Here is a 16,142-nt window from a genome sequence, read left to right on the forward strand (position 1 = left end):
GACGTAGGCTGGAACGGTCCGCCACACGCCTTCCGAAGGGACGCCCGGTGACCGAGAACGCCGACCATCTGTCGTTTGATGTCACAGCCGTCCTCGACCGTGCCGCCGCAGGCGGGCGGATCACCCCGGAAGAGGCGCTCGTCCTCTACCGCGACGCCCCGCTGCACGCGCTCGGCTCGGCCGCCGACGCCGTTCGCCGCCGCCGGTACGCGGGTACGGAGCACATCGCGACGTACATCATCGAGCGCAACATCAACTACACGAACGTGTGCGTCACGGCGTGCAAGTTCTGCGCCTTCTACGCCGCCCCCAAGGACACGGCCAAGGGCTGGACCCGGGACTTGGAAGACATCCTGCGGCGCTGCGCGGAGACCGTCGAACTCGGCGGCACGCAGATCATGTTCCAGGGCGGCCATCACCCGGACTACGGCGTCGAGTACTACGAGAAGCACTTCGCCGCGATCAGGGCCGAGTTCCCGCAGCTCGTCATCCACAGCCTGGGGGCGAGCGAGGTCGAGCACATGGCCCGGATCTCGAAGGTCTCGGTCGAGGAGGCGATCACCCGTATCCACGCGGCCGGTCTCGACTCCTTCGCCGGCGCCGGCGCGGAACTCCTCCCCGCGCGCCCCCGCAAGGCCATCGCGCCCCTCAAGGAGTCCGGCGAGCGCTGGCTGGAGATCATGGAGACCGCGCACGGGCTGGGCGTCGAATCGACGTCCACCATGCTCATGGGCACCGGCGAGACCAACGCCGAGCGCATCGAGCACCTGCGGATGATCCGTGACGTACAGGACCGGACGGGCGGCTTCCGCGCCTTCATCCCGTACACCTACCAGCCCGAGAACAACCACCTCAAGGGCCGTACGCAGGCCACGATCTTCGAGTACCTGCGCATGATCGCCATCGCCCGGCTCTTCATGGACAACATCGCCCACATCCAGGGCTCGTGGCTCACCACGGGCAAGGAGGCCGGCCAGTTGTCCCTGCACTACGGCGCGGACGACCTCGGCTCGATCATGCTGGAGGAGAACGTCGTCTCCTCGGCGGGTGCCAAGCACCGCTCCAACCGTATGGAGATCATCGACCTGATCCGCAAGGCGGGCCGCGTCCCCGCCCAGCGGACCACGACGTACGAGCACATCGTCGTCCACGAGGACCCGGCGAACGACCCGGTCGACGAGCGCGTCATGTCCCACATCTCGTCCACCGCGATCGAGGGCGGCACGGCCCACCCCGAGTTGAAGCTCCTGGCTTCCAACTAGCTCGCCCGTGCTGACGATTCACGCCGCCGACGAGGTACGTACCACCTGGGACTCGGAGAAGCCCCTGAAGGACGGCGCCGTCGCGGTCGACGGAAACCGGGTCGCCGCTGTGGGCCTCCTCACCGAGGTGGTGGAGCGATTCCCGGGGGCACGGGTCCGGCGCTGGCCGGGCGTGCTCGGCCCCGGCCTCGTCCACGAGGGCCCACTCCCGGACGCCCCTACGCCCCGCGAACGCGTGCATGCCGTGCTGAAGGGGGGCGCGGTGGCGGTGCTGGAGGAGTACGTCACCTCAGCCGACCTCCGCTCCGCGGCAGCCCGCAACGATGTCGCCGTGCTCACTCGGACGCGGATTCCGACCCTCGTCGAAGGCGAGCGCGCCGACCTGGCGGTATTCGACGAGGGTGGGCAGTGCGTGGCGACGGTCTGCGCAGGACGCCTGGTCCATAGACGCAGATAGGGGTCTGGCTTCTGTGCCGGGCCAGGGCGAAACGGACCTGCTTTTAGGGGCGTAGGGGCGCGGGGAACTGCGCGACAAGCCCCCACCGCCCTGCACCCGACAAACAACCCCTCTCACCCCGAAAACGCCACCCCAAAAGCCCCCGCATCCTGAGAAACCCCACTGCAATTGGTCGCCGCATCATCAGATTCCGCGTCCCCCTCCTCACACTCCTGATCCCGAAATGTCGACCACATAGAAACCCACGCAACCCCCTTCTCCTCCGCGAACGCCCGCACCTCCGCCGCGTCCGCCAAAGAGAACGTCTCATTGTCGACGTCATTCACACCGATCATCGACGTCAACGCCATCCCCTGCCACGCCCCCTCCTCGGACAGCCCGAAGATGTCGGCGAGCTGATCATGCGTCGCCGCGGCCGAGATGAGCGCGTACTCGCCCATGTCGCCGGTGTGCTCGCTGCTGTAGTTCATCGTCATGATGTTGACGGTGGACACCTGTACGGAGTTGTTGTTGGCCGAGTCGAGCAGGGCCACGCTGTCGTCGTCGAGGCCGGTCGGCATCACGGGCAGGGTGAAGGAGACGCTCAGGTCGGTGCGCTCCTGCTGCAGCAGTGCGATCGCCTTCGAACGGAGCTCGACGGAGTCGGCGTCGGTGAGCGTGTCGCCCTCGACGTCGAAGTCGGCCTGGGTCGAACCGGCGGCGTCCAGGGCCGCGCCGTAGGCCTTGGCCAGCGTGGACGCGCTGTCGCAGACCTCGGCCAGCTCCTTGCCGGACGCGCCGCCGAAGGAGACGCGGACCGAGCCGCCGGTCGCCGTGAGCTTCGCTGTGCGGGACTTGACGGCTGAGTCGCCGATGGCCGTCGTACCGTTCCACTTCGGCGTACACGTCGTACCGTCCGAGATCACGAACGCCAGGTTGTACGTCGCCGGTGAGCCGGCGCTGTCGTTGTCCGACGCGTCGGTGGCGCTGACGTACGGGGCGAACTCGGTCGTCGAGGCCGTGCTCGCCGAGGGCGAGGCGCTCGCCCGGGCCTGTTTGGAAGGGGCCTCGGACGCGGCGTCGGAGCCGCTGTCCGTGGCGCTGTCCGCGCCCGTTGAGCATCCGGCGCAGGCCAGTGTCACCAGACATGTGAATCCGGCGGCCGACCTCAGGAAACGCCTCATCGCGCATGCACCCGCTCTCATGAATGGATCCGGAGCGGAAAGGTCTCACACGAGACTGTCCTTCATGAGGACAGTGAACACACAGCGAGTTCATGGACAGCGCACCGTGAAGGGCGTGAATAGGGGCAAGTAAGCGGGACAATCCACTCCTTTCCATTGGGGGCGGGTTGCGCAGGATTCCGGGGAATCTCTCAGAAGATGCACAGGTTAAGGAGTTTCTCATGGGAGCCTCACATGAGAATCAGAGTTTCGGTCACATAAAGCCCTCCTAGTGTCCGGGGAATGCATTCCGAGCCTGCCATCGAAAACCGAGCCGCCGGCCGCGGCCGTCGCCGTAAGAGCGGCAAGGGGTCCGACGGGTCCGCGGACGGTCCCGTGTTCGTCGACAACTCCGGCCGCCGGGCGAAGCTGCTCCGCCGGTTCGGCACCTTCCTCGGTGTCGTCTGTCTTGGGTATGCCGTCGTGCTCGGCATGGCCTTCATGGGCTGGGGCACGTCGCTCACTCCGTCCTCACTGCTGCCCTTCGGAGGCAACGGGCCTCGTGGCAACCAGGGCCCGGGCAGCAACCAGCAGCCGCAGGGCGGCTTCGGAGCAGCCCCGACGGGCCTTCCCACCGGAGCCGCCACCCCGCCCGCCAGGCCCTCCGGCACCCCGTCGGCGGGCATCGCCACGGGCGAGCCGCCCGCTTCGGCACCGACCGCGTCCGCCTCCGCGTCCGCCTCCGCGCCCGCCACCGCGTCCGCCTCCGCGGACGCCAACTGACCGGAACGCAGCCACCACATGACTACGACGACCACCTCGCGCGGCCGCAGGCGCGCCCCCTCGAAGGTGCAGCGGGCCGCCGGCAAGGCCGCCGCGCTGCAGAAACCGCGAGTCATCCTCGCCCTGCTGCTCCTGCTCGCGCTGACCAGCGTGATGCTGCTCGACGGCTATCTGCGCGCGGAGGTCGGCGGCGACCAGCGCGTACGTACCGGGGCCAGCTCGAACGACGTCCCCGACAAGATCATCGACGGCGGGCCGATCCTCAGCTTCCGCAACGGGCAGGCCGTGACCCAGTCCGTGCCGGAGAAGACCATCGCGCTCACCTTCGACGACGGCCCGAACCCCACCTGGACGCCCCAGGTCCTCAAGATCCTTCAGGAATACGACGTCCCCGGCACGTTCTTCGTGGTCGGCTCGATGGTGTCGCGCTACCCGAGCATCGTGCAGACGATGGTCGAACAGGGCGACGAGATCGGCATCCACACCTTCACGCACGTCGACCTCTCCTACCAGAGCGACGCCCGCGTCAACCGCGAGATGCAGCAGACGCAGCTCGCGCTGGCGGGCGCGGCCGGCATCACGACGACGCTGTTCCGGGCGCCGTACTCGTCGGAGGCGGACGCCATCGACAACTACAGCTGGCCCGTCTACAAGAAGCTCGGCGAGGAGGGCTACACCAGCGTCTTCGTCGACACCGACAGCGACGACTGGAAGCGCCCCGGCGTCTCGAAGATCATCAAGTGGGCCACGCCGGAGGACGGCAAGGGCGCCTCGGTGCTCTTCCACGACGCCGGCGGCGAGCGCTCGCAGACGATCAAGGCGCTGCCGACGTACATCAAGAAGATGAAGGCGGCGGGCTACACCTTCACCACCATCAGCGGCGCGATCCAGCAGCAGGAGTCGAGCGCGCAGCAGACGGCCACCGGTACGGGCACGGGAACAAGTACGGGTACGGGTACGGGTGCCACTGCGGGCTCGGGCACGGGCTCGGGCACAAGCGCGGCCACGGGTGCTCCGGGCACCGCCGAGGGCCAGCTGCCCGGCGGCGCGCCGACCGGCCAGCAGGGCAACGGGCAGCAGGGCAACGGCCAGTTGGGGAACGGCCAGCAGGGCAACGGCCCGGGACGCGGCGGCGGAACGTCGAACCTCCAGGCCGCCCACCGCACCGCCACCGGCGCGACCCTCTACGAGGGCAAGGCCCTCATCGCGGCCGTCGCCGTCGCCGAATGGGCTGTACCGGGGCTGGCCACCGGACTGGCGGTCGTCGGCTTCGCCGTCATGGGCCGGTTCGGGATGATGCTGATCCTCGCGCGCCGCCACTACCGGCAACGCAACCGGAAACGCGGCAAGGGCGGCAAGGGCGGGAAGTTCAGCTGGGGACCGACGGTCACCCGGCCGGTGACCGTGATCGTGCCCGCGTACAACGAGAAGGAGTGCATCGCCAACACCCTTGAATCACTGGCGAAGAGCACCCACCCGATCGAGATCATCGTCGTCGACGACGGCTCGGACGACAACACGTCCCAGATCGCGCGCGACGCGGCCCTCTCCTTCGGCATGACGAACGTCCGGGTCATCCGCCAGGAGAACGCGGGCAAGCCGGCCGCCCTCAACAACGGTGTACGCAGCGCCAGTTACGACATCGTCGTGATGATGGACGGCGACACCGTTTTCGAACCGGACGCCGTCCACCAGCTCGTGCAGCCCTTCGCCGACCCCGAGGTCGGCGCGGTCGCGGGCAACGCCAAGGTCGGCAACCGCAACACGATCATCGGCGCCTGGCAGCACATCGAGTACGTGATGGGCTTCAACCTCGACCGCCGCATGTACGACCTGCTGCGCTGCATGCCGACCATCCCCGGCGCGATCGGCGCGTTCCGCCGCGACGCGGTCCTCGACGTCGGCGGCATGAGCGAGGACACGCTCGCCGAGGACACCGACATCACCATCGCGATGCACCGCGCGGGCTGGCGGGTCGTCTATCAGGAGCACGCCAAGGCCTGGACGGAGGCGCCCGGTTCGCTGAAGCAGCTGTGGAGCCAGCGCTACCGCTGGTCGTACGGCACGATGCAGGCACTCTGGAAGCACCGCAAGTCCCTTACGGACAAGGGGCCTTCGGGCCGCTTCGGCCGCGTGGGCATGCCGTTGGTGGTCATCTTCCAGATCATCACCCCGGTCTTCGCCCCGCTGATCGACGTCTTCACGGTCTACGCGATGATCTTCATCGACTTCCAGGAGGCGATCCTGGCCTGGTTGGCGGTCCTGAGCATCCAACTCGTCTGCGCGGCCTACGCGTTCCGCCTGGACCGCGAGCAGTACCGGTACCTGCTGATGATGCCGCTGCAGCAACTGGCATACCGCCAGATGATGTACCTCGTCCTCATCCACTCCTGCATCACCGCTCTCACCGGCGGCCGCCTGCGCTGGCAGAAACTGAAGCGCACAGGCGAGGTCGGCACCCCGGCGGGGGCGAGCTGATGAGCTGGGGGACGGATCAGCAGGGCTACGGCCACAACCATGCCAACGGCGACAACTACGGCTACGAGTACGGGCAACAGCCGTACCCGCAGGAGCCGTACCCCCAGCAGTACGTCGACTACGGCCAAGTCGCCTATGAGCAACGGGAGTACGCGGCGGAGTACGCGCCGGAATACGTGCCGGGGTACGTGGAGGAGCCGGAAGCCGCCACCCACGACACCAACCTCGGCGACGTCGATGTCGATGGCGATGTCGATAGCGATAGCGATGTCGATAGCGATGTCGATGGCGAGGAGAACCTCAACGACACCAGGGAGACAGACCTCCCGAACCCGCCGAAGGCGAAGAAACCGGCAGGCCGCGACCGTTACTTCGACACGCTGCGCGCCATCGCCCTCGTGCGTGTCGTCGCCTACCACACGTTCGGCTGGGCCTGGGCGGGCATGGTGTTCCCGTCCATGGGGATCATGTTCGCCCTCGCCGGCACGCTGATGGCGAAGTCCCTGGAACGCCCCGCGCTCAAGGTGATCAGGAGCCGGGTCCGCCGCCTCCTGCCCCCCTTCTGGTTCTGGGGCTTCTTCGTGATCGTCGCGATGATGATCCACGACTGGATGCCGGGCTGGCAGATCGTCTTCTGGGTCGTGCCCCTCGGCGACCCGCCGGGCAACGCCTGGGGCCAGCAGGCCTGGGAGATCCTCTGGTACCTGCGCACGTATCTCTGGTTCGTCCTGCTCTCTCCGCTCCTGCTGCGGACGTTCCGCCTGGCCCCGGTGGCCGTACTGCTCCTCTCCCTGGCCCCGATCGTGGTGTTCCACTACCTCTGGGAGCCCCCGGACAACCGCTTCGGCAACGGCCTCACCGACCTGGCCACCTTCCTCTTCTGCTGGGTCCTCGGCTTCGCGCACCGGGAGGGCGTACTGCAACGGCTCAAACCGGCGTTGGTGGTCCTCTTCTCCCTGGCCGCCATCGGCTTCGGCGGCTGGTACGCCTTCACTCACCAGGCCGAGACGGGCTCCTACGATCTCGACGACATCCCGCTCGCTCAGGCGTTCTGGTCGGCGGGCTTCGTGACGCTGCTGATGTACGCGAAGGCGCACTTCGAGATCGACTTCGCGGGGCTGACCCGCTACAAGCGGCTCGACCGGATCGTGACGATCTTCAACGCGCGCGCCGTCACGCTCTATCTCTGGCACGAGATCGCCCTGATCCTGGCCGTCCCGCTGATCGACCAGTTCTGGAACGTCCCGGCCTTCGAGAAGTACCTGCCGCTGGAGAGCCAGTGGTTCATGTTCGGCATCGGCTGGATCCTGATCGCCGTGTTCGTTCTGCTGTGCGGCTGGGTGGAGGACGTGGCCGGCAAGAAGAGACCGAAACTGCTGCCGTAGCCGGCCGACCGACTGGTGTGCCGACGGGGCGGGCGCCTCAAGTACACCCGCCCGCGCCCGTGCCGCTGGGGGGCCCTGAGGTACGTACTGCCACAATGGGCACGTGACCCGCGCATCCCTGAACAAGCAGCCGCACGAAGTCGCCTCGATGTTCGACGACGTGGCGGAACGGTACGACCTCACCAACGACGTGCTGTCTCTCGGCCAGGATCGTGTGTGGCGCAAGGAGGTCGCGAAGGCGGTCGACGCCCGCCCGGCGCAGAAGATCCTCGACCTGGCCGCCGGTACGGCCACCTCCTCCCTCCCCTTCGCCCGCACAGGCGCGTACGTCGTCCCCTGCGACTTCTCCCTCGGCATGCTCAGGGTCGGCAAGCGCAACCACCCCTGGCTGCCCTTCACGGCGGGCGACGCCACCAGGCTGCCCTTCAAGGACGACACCTTCGACGCGGTGACGATCTCCTTCGGACTGCGCAACGTCCAGGACACCGGCGCGGCCCTGCGCGAGCTGTACCGGGTCACGCGCCCCGGCGGACGGGTCGTGATCTGCGAGTTCTCACACCCGACGTGGGCGCCCTTCCGCACGGTGTACACGGAGTACCTGATGCGCGCCCTGCCCCCGGTCGCCCGCGCGGTCTCCTCGAACCCCGACGCGTACGTCTACCTCGCCGAGTCCATCCGCGCCTGGCCCGACCAGCCGGCCCTGGCCGAACTGCTGCGCGACGCGGGCTGGTCGAAGACGGCCTGGCGCAACCTCACGGGCGGCGTGGTGGCCCTGCACCGCGGCTTCAAGCAGCAGTAGCTGTCCCTGTCCTCCCCTTGTTCCCCAGTTCTCCCAGTTCCGCCACTTACCCCCGTTCCCCGTTCCCCGCTTCCCCTGTTCCTGCCGGTCACCTGACCGCCTCGAACGCGTCTCCGGGCCGCTCGAGTTCACGTTCCAGCCCACCCCTGGGCGGCTGCGGGAACCGCGGCTCGCGCACCCCCGCGCCCCCGCCGCCTTCGCCCTCCCCGAAGTCGAACCACACGGTGACGACGGCACCGTGCGGTATCGCGACGCCCGGCGGCGGATACTGCCGTACGACGTAGTCGACGACGGTGAGATGGAATTCGGGCCGGTCGGGCGCGGCCAGCAGCACCCCGTGTGACCTGGCCCTTTCACGCGCGTCCACGGCCATCAGGCCGACGAGCTTCGGTACGCGCACTTCGGGTGTGTTGGGTGTTATGCGCACAGACTTCACCCCCAGCGGTACGGGCAGGGTAACCCCGGCCGCGCACCGCCCGGAAGCGCTGAGTGGTTTTCCGCGTCAGGCGGTCACTGTCTGTGATGAGTCCCGGTCATAGATCGAGCCGATAGCAGTGCCCCTCCTGCTTCAGCGTCGGCGTCGTGAAGACGTCGGTGAGGCGCATGCCCAGCCGTCGGGTGACCGCGATGGACCGCTCGTTGCGGGCGTTGACCATCGCGACCACGCCGGACACGCCCGCCGCGCGCACCCGCTCCAGGGTCAACTCGGCTGCCGCGGTGGCGTAACCCTGGCCCCAGTGGGCCCGGCCGAGCCGCCAGCCGATCTCGATCTCCCCCTTGGGGCCCCAGTCCTGCGGCCACGGTTGCGCGCCGGTGAAGCCGATGACCTGGTCCGACTCGTCGAGCATGGTCCAGAAGCAGAACCCGTACTCGGCGTCGTGCCGGCGCTGGCGGGCGGTGAGCTCCTCGTAGACGGACAGTTCCGCCGATCTGCCCCCGTGGAACTCCATGACGTCGGGGTCGTCGAAGACGCGGTGCCAGGCGAAGGCGTCCTCGTCGGTGGGAACACGGAGGCGTACTGGGGGGAGTGCTCGGTCCACGGGGCAGCCCTTCAGCCGGGTGATCGGTACTGCTGAATAGACTGCCCATGTCCAGTGCCGGTCGGCACGCAGATTTGAGAGTCTTGGGGAGAACCCGTCGTGACCGAGCCCCTCTCCGAAAACACCGCCGATGTGATCGTCGTCGGGGCCGGGCCAGCCGGTTCCACCACCGCCTACTACCTGGCGAAGGCCGGACTCGACGTACTGCTGCTGGAGAAGACCAGTTTCCCGCGCGAGAAAGTGTGCGGCGACGGTCTGACGCCCCGGGCGACCAAGCAGCTCGTCGCGATGGGCATCGACATCTCCGAGGAGGCCGGCTGGCTGCGGAACAAGGGCCTCCGCATCATCGGCGGCGGCGTCCGCCTCCAGCTCGACTGGCCGGAACTCGCCTCCTTCCCCGACTACGGCCTCGTCCGCAAGCGCGACGACTTCGACGAACAGCTCGCCCGCCAGGCCCAGAAGGCAGGCGCGCGGCTGTACGAGCGCTGCAACGTCGGCGCCCCGATCACCGACGACCGCACCGGCCGCATCACCGGCGTGCACGCGAAACTCGGTGAGGACAAGCGCGAGGTCACCTTCCACGCCCCGCTGGTGGTCGCGGCCGACGGCAACTCCACCCGCCTGTCGTTGGCGATGGGCCTGCACCGCCGCGAGGACCGCCCGATGGGCGTCGCGGTCCGTACGTACTTCACCTCTCCGCGCCACGAGGACGACTATCTGGAGTCCTGGCTGGAACTCTGGGACCGGCGAGGGGCCGAGGACCGTCTGCTCCCGGGCTACGGCTGGATCTTCGGCATGGGCGACGGCACCTCGAACGTCGGTCTCGGTGTGCTCAACACCTCGGACTCCTTCAAGGAGCTGGACTGGCGCGAGGTGCTGAAGGCCTGGTGCGCGTCGATGCCGGAGGACTGGGGCTACACCCCCGACAACATGACCGGCCCGATCCGCGGCGCCGCCCTCCCCATGGCCTTCAACCGGCAGCCCCACTACACGAAGGGCCTGCTGCTCGTCGGCGACGCCGGCGGCCTGGTGAACCCCTTCAACGGTGAGGGCATCGCCTACGCCATGGAGTCCGGCCAGATCGCCGCCGACGTCATCGTCCAGGCCTCCGCGCGGGCCACCCCGGCCCAGCGGGAGATCGCGCTCCAGCGCTACCCGCGCGTGCTCAAGGACACCTACGGCGGCTACTACACACTGGGCCGCGCCTTCGTGAAGCTCATCGGCAACCCGAAGGTCATGAAGATCGCGGCCGAACGTGGCCTGACGCACCCCTTGCTGATGAAGTTCACCCTGAAGATGCTGGCCAACCTGACCGACCCGACGGGTGGCGACGCGATGGACCGGATCATCAACGGCCTGAGCAAGGTGGCCCCGAAGGCGTGACCGGCGCAGGCCCTCTCAGGAGGTGAGGGCCTCCTGCTTGGCGGCCCGTCGCGCGAACACTTCCTCGCGACGGTCCGCCACCTGCCGCAGCGCGTCCTTGCGCTCCCGCGTGGAGAGCCGGTCCAGATACACGCGCCCGTTGACGTGGTCGGTCTCGTGCTCCAGACACCGGGCGAAGTACCCCGTCCCCTCGACGACAAGAGCGTTCCCGTCCTGATCGAGCCCGCGCACGACGGCACGATCCGGGCGGGGTACTTCCATCACGGCCCCCGGCACGGACAGGCACCCCTCGCCCTCGTCGAGGAGGCGCCGGTCGCCGGCGACGAGCGGCTCCAGTACCGGATTGACGATGTGTCCGACATGCCGGACACCGTCGTCGTCCGGGCAGTCGTACACGAACAGCCGCAGACCGACGCCGACCTGGTTGGCCGCGAGCCCGGCTCCGTCGGCCACATACATCGTGCGGAACATGTCGGCGATGAGCGCGGCGAGTTCGGGCCCGAACTCGGTAACGTCCCGGCACGGCTTGTGCAGCACTTCTTCACCGACTTCGGTGATCCGCCGCACGGCCCCAAGCCGTGCCTCGGGCGTGAGCCGCGGATACGAGTCGACGGGCCTGCCCTGTACGAAGACACGAGGCATCGCTGTCTCTCCTTCTGCTGTGCGGAGTACTGAGGAAGTACCGAGGCCTCAGCCTCACACAGCCATCCCCTGCGGGGACGGAGAGCGGAGAAGAGCGAAGGGTCGCTGCCCGACAACGGCAGCGACCCTCACCCGTGAATCCTTGACGGCCTCGACGGTCCGCTCAGAGAACGCGCACCGCACCCGACGCCGGGTACCCGGACAGGTCCTGGACGAGGACGCCCTTGGACGGGTTGGCGGCATCCAGGTACTGGCCGTTACCCACGTACACCGCCACGTGGTACGCCGAACCCTTCGCACCCCAGTACAGGATGTCCCCGACCTCCAGGTTGGAGAGCGAGACCTCCGTGCCGACCGTCGACTGGTCCTGCGAGACCCGGGGGAGGTCCACGCCGACCTGCTTGAACGCGGCCTGCACCAAGGAAGAGCAGTCCCACGCGTTGGGGCCCGTGGCGCCCATGACGTAGGCGTCGCCCACCTGCTCGTTGAGGAAGGCGATGACGGCCCCGACGCTGCCGCTCGCGGGGGCGGCCACCTGCGACGTCTCCGAGCTGGAGGAGGAGTCGGAGGACGAGCTGGAGGCGCTAAGCGTCGCGCGCTCGGCAGAGCGGGAGACAGCGGCCTCCGCAGCGGCCTTGCGGGCGGCCTCGGCCTTCTCCTTGGCCTCCGCCTTCTGCTTGGCCTCCGCGAGGTCCTTCCTGGCCTCCTGGGCCGCCTTGGCGGCTGCGGCGTCACGCTCGGCCTGGAGCTCGTAGTTCGCGGCGGCCTGCTGCGTGGCGTCCGCGGACTCGGCGATCTGAGCGGCCAGGTCGGCCGTGAGGGTGGGCAGTTCGAGTGTCTGCGTCACAGGCTCGGCGGCGTTCGCCGCACTGGACGCACCCGCCACTGCCAGGGTGCTGAGAACGCCACCGGCGACTCCTGCGCGCATGGCCAGCGACGAGCTGGCTGCACGCCGGGGCTTCCGGTGGCTTCGTATGTGAGCGGTAGCGGTGTGGGACATGGGTACTAGCGGTACCAGGGGCTCCTCCATACCTTCAAGAAACGTGTGCTGCGCCACAGTTGTTCAATGGAGCCCCCAAATTCCCTGTGCGTCACTCTTTATTGACGCCGTAACGGGCATTGCGGACACCTGTGATCATGCCTGTGATCATGCACTTTCATTGGTACGCCCGAATTGCCCGCTGCTTACCATCGGTTGCGGTCCGTGGCCAACCCCCGATCTTCACAGTCCTTCACACATGTGGCACAGGTCACGGAACGGTCACCGGTCGGGGTGCGTCACGCGCGGGAATCGGCGGTCGCCCCCGCTCGTGAACGCATGCACGCACATGCGGGCGTCCACATTCGCCACTCACCTTCGTCCGGTGTGTGAATGCGCTCCACTATCAAGTGGTCCCGTCCATCTCCAATTTGCATGCAAGGGAAGCCTCTTGATATGGAGACGCCGCTCGTGACCAGCGACGACGGGAGAAAATGTCACCTCTGGTGATCGCGTGGACGCTTCGGGTGTGAAGATCACCGCTCATCCGACTTCATGATCCTTCGTCAGGTGGTGGAGATCACAAAGGTTGGGTAATACCCCGTGTCGCAGATCACAGACCGCCGGGCATAGGATGCGAGGCAGTTGGGCTTGTGACCTGCTTCACATGTTCTCGATCTTCGCCGGGACGGGCGTGGTTCGGGGGCGGACGAGGTGGCGTGGGCCCGATGCAATCGCCAGCAGTCAGTGCCGACTGAGAGGAGCGAGGAGCGGTGAACGCGTATGCGCCCATCCTCGTACTGGGAGCCCTCGGGGCAGGCTTTGCGATCTTCTCCGTGATCGTGGCTTCGCTGATCGGCCCGAAGCGGTACAACCGGGCCAAAATCGAAGCTTATGAATGCGGGATCGAGCCGACACCCACGCCGGCCGGCGGTGGGCGATTCCCCATCAAGTACTACCTGACGGCGATGCTCTTCATCGTCTTCGACATCGAGATCGTCTTCCTCTACCCCTGGGCCGTCACCTTCGACGCCCTGGGTGTTTTCGGGCTCGTGGAGATGCTGCTCTTCGTGCTCACCGTCTTCGTGGCGTACGCGTACGTGTGGCGGCGCGGCGGCCTGGAATGGGACTGAGGGGCCTCTAAGCATGGGACTCGAAGAAAAACTGCCGAGCGGATTCCTGCTGACCACCGTCGAGCAGGCCGCAGGCTGGGTGCGCAAGGCGTCCGTCTTCCCCGCCACGTTCGGACTCGCCTGCTGTGCCATCGAGATGATGACCACCGGCGCGGGCCGCTATGACCTCGCGCGCTTCGGCATGGAGGTCTTCCGCGGTTCACCCCGCCAGGCGGACTTGATGATCGTGGCCGGCCGGGTCAGCCAGAAGATGGCGCCGGTGCTGCGGCAGGTCTACGACCAGATGCCCAACCCCAAGTGGGTGATCTCCATGGGGGTCTGTGCCTCCTCGGGCGGGATGTTCAACAACTACGCCATCGTGCAGGGCGTCGACCACATCGTCCCGGTCGACATCTATCTGCCCGGCTGCCCGCCACGGCCCGAGATGCTGATCGACGCGATTCTCAAGCTCCATCAGAAGATCCAGACCTCCAAGCTCGGCGTGAACGCCGAGGAGGCGGCCCGCGAGGCCGAGGAGGCCGCGCTCAAGGCGCTCCCCACGATCGAGATGAAGGGGCTGCTGCGATGAGCGACGCGAACGGCACCGGAGCAGGCGGGGCCAGCAACGGGGTCAACCCCGAGAAGGACCTCGCCGCCTCCAACCTCCCCGGCCAGCGCGGCGACGGCGGCGAGGAGATCCGCGTCCAGCGCGGCATGTTCGGTGCCGCCAACGGTGGCGACACCTCCGGTTACGGCGGCCTGGTCCGCTCCGTCCGGCTCCCGGGCGCCTCCGCGAGGCCGTACGGGGGCTGGTTCGACGAGGTCGCCGACGAACTGGAGGGCGCTCTGGAGGAGCAGGGGCTGGTCCCCGAGAACGTGATCGAGAAGACGGTCGTCGACCGCGACGAGCTGACGTTCCACGTCGAACGCACGTACCTGCTCAGCGTCGCCCAGACCCTGCGCGACGACCCCGCCCTGCGCTTCGAACTCTGCACAGGCGTGAGCGGAGTCCACTACCTGCACGACAAGGGCCGCGAGCTGCACGCCGTCTACCACCTGCGCTCGATCACCCACAACAGGCTGATCCGCGTCGAGGTCAGCGCCCCGGACAGCGACCCGCACGTCCCGTCCCTGGTCTCCGTCTATCCGACGAACGACTGGCACGAACGCGAGACGTACGACTTCTTCGGGATCGTCTTCGACGGCCACCCGGCCCTGATGCGGATCATGATGCCGGACGACTGGCCGGGCCACCCGCAGCGCAAGGACTATCCCCTCGGCGGCATCCCCGTCGAGTACAAGGGCGCCCAGATCCCGGCTCCGGACCAGCGGAGGTCGTACTCATGAGCACGCAGCACGCAACTCCGCGCGAGACCACCGAGGGCACCGTCTATACGGTCACCGGCGGCGACTGGGACGAGGTCGTCCAGTCCGCGGCCCGTGCCGACGACGAGCGCATCGTCGTCAACATGGGCCCGCAGCACCCCTCCACCCACGGTGTGCTCCGCCTCATCCTGGAGATCGACGGGGAGACGGTCACCGAGGCCCGCTGCGGCATCGGCTATCTGCACACCGGTATCGAGAAGAACCTCGAGTTCCGCACGTGGACGCAGGGCACGACATTCGTCACGCGCATGGACTATCTGACGTCCTTCTTCAACGAGACCGCCTACTGTCTCGCCGTCGAGAAGCTCCTCGGCATCGAGGAGCAGATTCCCGACCGCGCCACGCTCATCCGCGTGCTCCTGATGGAGCTCAACCGGCTGTCCTCGCACCTGGTGTGCATCGCCACCGGCGGTATGGAACTCGGCGCCACCACGATCATGATCTACGGATTCCGTGATCGTGAAATGATTCTCGACATCTACGAGCTCATCACGGGCCTGCGGATGAACCACGCGTACATCCGCCCCGGCGGACTCGCCCAGGACCTGCCGCCCGGCGCGGTGGACCACATCCGCGAGTTCGTGAAGAAGATGAAGAAGAACCTTCCCGAGTACGACAAGCTCGCCACCGGGAACCCCATCTTCAAGGCCCGTATGCAGGACGTCGGTTACCTCGATCTGGCCGGCTGCATGGCCCTCGGCGCCACCGGCCCGATCCTGCGCTCCACCGGCCTTCCGCACGACCTGCGCAAGAGCCAGCCGTACTGCGGCTACGAGACGTTCGACTTCGACATCCCCACCGCCGACTCCTGCGACTCCTACGGCCGCTTCTTGATCCGTCTGGAGGAGATGCGCCAGTCGCTCAGGATCGTCGAGCAGTGCCTGGACCGGCTCCAGCCCGGCCCGGTCATGGTCACCGACAAGAAGATCGCCTGGCCCGCCCAGCTCGCCCTGGGACCGGACGGCCTGGGTAACTCCCTGGACCACATCAAGAAGATCATGGGCACCTCCATGGAGGCCCTGATCCACCACTTCAAGCTGGTGACCGAGGGTTTCCGCGTCCCGCCGGGACAGGCGTACGCGGCCGTCGAATCACCCAAGGGCGAACTCGGGGTGCACGCCGTTTCCGACGGAGGCACCCGCCCCTTCCGGGTCCACTTCCGCGACCCGTCCTTCACCAACCTGCAGGCCATGGCGGCGATGTGCGAGGGCGGCCAGGTCGCCGACGTCATCGTCGCCGTCGCGTCCATCGACCCCGTGATGGGAGGCGTCGACCGGTGACCACCACTCCCGAG

Annotated in this window: 16 protein-coding genes; 11 read left to right on the forward strand and 5 right to left on the reverse strand. The window is 67.7% G+C overall.

Translation table 11 applies throughout. The features are described 5' to 3' along the window. Window positions 1–47 precede the first annotated feature (47 nt). The gene (gene mqnC, locus OG734_RS29320; RefSeq protein WP_330290471.1) at window positions 48–1,262 is read left to right on the forward strand and encodes a cyclic dehypoxanthinyl futalosine synthase; all 1,215 of its coding nucleotides are present in this window, start codon (window positions 48–50) and stop codon (window positions 1,260–1,262) included. 7 nt (window positions 1,263–1,269) lie between these two features. Continuing rightward, the gene (locus OG734_RS29325; RefSeq protein ID WP_330290472.1) at window positions 1,270–1,719 is read left to right on the forward strand and encodes an imidazolonepropionase-like domain-containing protein; all 450 of its coding nucleotides are present in this window, start codon (window positions 1,270–1,272) and stop codon (window positions 1,717–1,719) included. Window positions 1,720–1,832: 113 nt separating this feature from the next. Here OG734_RS29325 and OG734_RS29330 read toward each other — a convergent pair whose 3' ends face one another. Continuing rightward, a complete protein-coding gene (locus OG734_RS29330) occupies window positions 1,833–2,882 on the reverse strand; it encodes a chitinase (RefSeq protein WP_330290473.1) in 1,050 nt (349 codons plus the stop codon). A gap of 282 nt (window positions 2,883–3,164) precedes the next feature. Between OG734_RS29330 and OG734_RS29335 the strand changes: the two genes are divergently transcribed. From OG734_RS29335 to OG734_RS29350, 4 genes are all read left to right on the forward strand, one after another. Further along, window positions 3,165–3,644: a hypothetical protein gene (locus tag OG734_RS29335; protein WP_330290474.1), complete on the forward strand. Its 480-nt coding sequence runs from the start codon at window positions 3,165–3,167 to the stop codon at window positions 3,642–3,644. An 18-nt stretch (window positions 3,645–3,662) separates the two neighbouring features. After that, on the forward strand, window positions 3,663–6,122 hold the full coding sequence (locus OG734_RS29340) for a bifunctional polysaccharide deacetylase/glycosyltransferase family 2 protein (protein WP_330290475.1): 2,460 nt from the start codon (window positions 3,663–3,665) through the stop codon (window positions 6,120–6,122). After that, window positions 6,122–7,507 carry an acyltransferase family protein gene (locus OG734_RS29345; protein WP_330290476.1) on the forward strand — a complete coding sequence of 462 codons (1,386 nt, stop codon included), beginning with the start codon at window positions 6,122–6,124 and terminating at the stop codon, window positions 7,505–7,507. The genes OG734_RS29340 and OG734_RS29345 overlap by 1 nt, the downstream gene beginning before the upstream one ends. A gap of 103 nt (window positions 7,508–7,610) precedes the next feature. Then, entirely contained in the window at window positions 7,611–8,306 is a 696-nt protein-coding gene (locus OG734_RS29350; protein ID WP_330290477.1) for a demethylmenaquinone methyltransferase, read from the forward strand. An 88-nt stretch (window positions 8,307–8,394) separates the two neighbouring features. Here the strand turns inward: OG734_RS29350 and OG734_RS29355 are convergent, their stop codons facing one another. Then, window positions 8,395–8,706 carry a PASTA domain-containing protein gene (locus tag OG734_RS29355; protein WP_330290478.1) on the reverse strand — a complete coding sequence of 104 codons (312 nt, stop codon included), beginning with the start codon at window positions 8,704–8,706 and terminating at the stop codon, window positions 8,395–8,397. Between the two features lie 133 nt (window positions 8,707–8,839). Then, on the reverse strand, window positions 8,840–9,346 hold the full coding sequence (locus OG734_RS29360) for a GNAT family N-acetyltransferase (RefSeq protein ID WP_330290479.1): 507 nt from the start codon (window positions 9,344–9,346) through the stop codon (window positions 8,840–8,842). Between the two features lie 99 nt (window positions 9,347–9,445). Here OG734_RS29360 and OG734_RS29365 point away from each other — a divergent pair, with 99 nt between their 5' ends. Beyond that, window positions 9,446–10,729: a geranylgeranyl reductase family protein gene (locus tag OG734_RS29365; protein ID WP_330290480.1), complete on the forward strand. Its 1,284-nt coding sequence runs from the start codon at window positions 9,446–9,448 to the stop codon at window positions 10,727–10,729. Window positions 10,730–10,744: 15 nt separating this feature from the next. Here OG734_RS29365 and def read toward each other — a convergent pair whose 3' ends face one another. Both def and OG734_RS29375 read right to left on the reverse strand, forming a co-directional pair. Continuing rightward, entirely contained in the window at window positions 10,745–11,371 is a 627-nt protein-coding gene (gene def, locus OG734_RS29370) for a peptide deformylase (RefSeq protein ID WP_330290481.1), read from the reverse strand. A 163-nt stretch (window positions 11,372–11,534) separates the two neighbouring features. Further along, window positions 11,535–12,401 (reverse strand): C40 family peptidase, encoded by an 867-nt coding sequence (locus OG734_RS29375; protein ID WP_330290482.1) that lies wholly within the window; start codon window positions 12,399–12,401, stop codon window positions 11,535–11,537. A 722-nt stretch (window positions 12,402–13,123) separates the two neighbouring features. On the opposite strand from OG734_RS29375, the gene OG734_RS29380 reads away from it, so the two are divergent. From OG734_RS29380 to OG734_RS29395, 4 genes are read left to right on the forward strand one after another with little or no spacing between them, the layout of a single operon-like run. Further along, window positions 13,124–13,483, forward strand: a complete 360-nt coding sequence (locus OG734_RS29380) for an NADH-quinone oxidoreductase subunit A (RefSeq protein ID WP_330290483.1) — start codon at window positions 13,124–13,126, stop codon at window positions 13,481–13,483. Window positions 13,484–13,496: 13 nt separating this feature from the next. Next, on the forward strand, window positions 13,497–14,051 hold the full coding sequence (locus OG734_RS29385) for a NuoB/complex I 20 kDa subunit family protein (RefSeq protein ID WP_053743379.1): 555 nt from the start codon (window positions 13,497–13,499) through the stop codon (window positions 14,049–14,051). Next, window positions 14,048–14,809 carry an NADH-quinone oxidoreductase subunit C gene (locus tag OG734_RS29390; protein WP_330290484.1) on the forward strand — a complete coding sequence of 254 codons (762 nt, stop codon included), beginning with the start codon at window positions 14,048–14,050 and terminating at the stop codon, window positions 14,807–14,809. The genes OG734_RS29385 and OG734_RS29390 overlap by 4 nt, the downstream gene beginning before the upstream one ends. Further along, window positions 14,806–16,128: an NADH-quinone oxidoreductase subunit D gene (locus OG734_RS29395; RefSeq protein WP_330290485.1), complete on the forward strand. Its 1,323-nt coding sequence runs from the start codon at window positions 14,806–14,808 to the stop codon at window positions 16,126–16,128. The genes OG734_RS29390 and OG734_RS29395 overlap by 4 nt, the downstream gene beginning before the upstream one ends. Window positions 16,129–16,142: the final 14 nt, after the last annotated feature.

Origin of the sequence: Streptomyces sp. NBC_00576 (assembly GCF_036345175.1) — a bacterium.
Classification (GTDB): Bacteria; Actinomycetota; Actinomycetes; order Streptomycetales; family Streptomycetaceae; genus Streptomyces.

Excerpts from the sequence above, each read along its gene's own strand:
- OG734_RS29330 (WP_330290473.1), bottom strand. The coding sequence starts at position 2,882 with ATGAGGCGTTTCCTGAGGTCGGCCGCCGGATTCACATGTCTGGTGACA.
- OG734_RS29335 (WP_330290474.1), top strand. The coding sequence starts at position 3,165 with ATGCATTCCGAGCCTGCCATCGAAAACCGAGCCGCCGGCCGCGGCCGT.
- OG734_RS29340 (WP_330290475.1), top strand. The coding sequence starts at position 3,663 with ATGACTACGACGACCACCTCGCGCGGCCGCAGGCGCGCCCCCTCGAAG.
- OG734_RS29345 (WP_330290476.1), top strand. The coding sequence starts at position 6,122 with ATGAGCTGGGGGACGGATCAGCAGGGCTACGGCCACAACCATGCCAAC.
- def (WP_330290481.1), bottom strand. The coding sequence starts at position 11,371 with ATGCCTCGTGTCTTCGTACAGGGCAGGCCCGTCGACTCGTATCCGCGG.
- OG734_RS29375 (WP_330290482.1), bottom strand. The coding sequence starts at position 12,401 with ATGGAGGAGCCCCTGGTACCGCTAGTACCCATGTCCCACACCGCTACC.
- OG734_RS29385 (WP_053743379.1), top strand. The coding sequence starts at position 13,497 with ATGGGACTCGAAGAAAAACTGCCGAGCGGATTCCTGCTGACCACCGTC.
- OG734_RS29390 (WP_330290484.1), top strand. The coding sequence starts at position 14,048 with ATGAGCGACGCGAACGGCACCGGAGCAGGCGGGGCCAGCAACGGGGTC.
- OG734_RS29395 (WP_330290485.1), top strand. The coding sequence starts at position 14,806 with ATGAGCACGCAGCACGCAACTCCGCGCGAGACCACCGAGGGCACCGTC.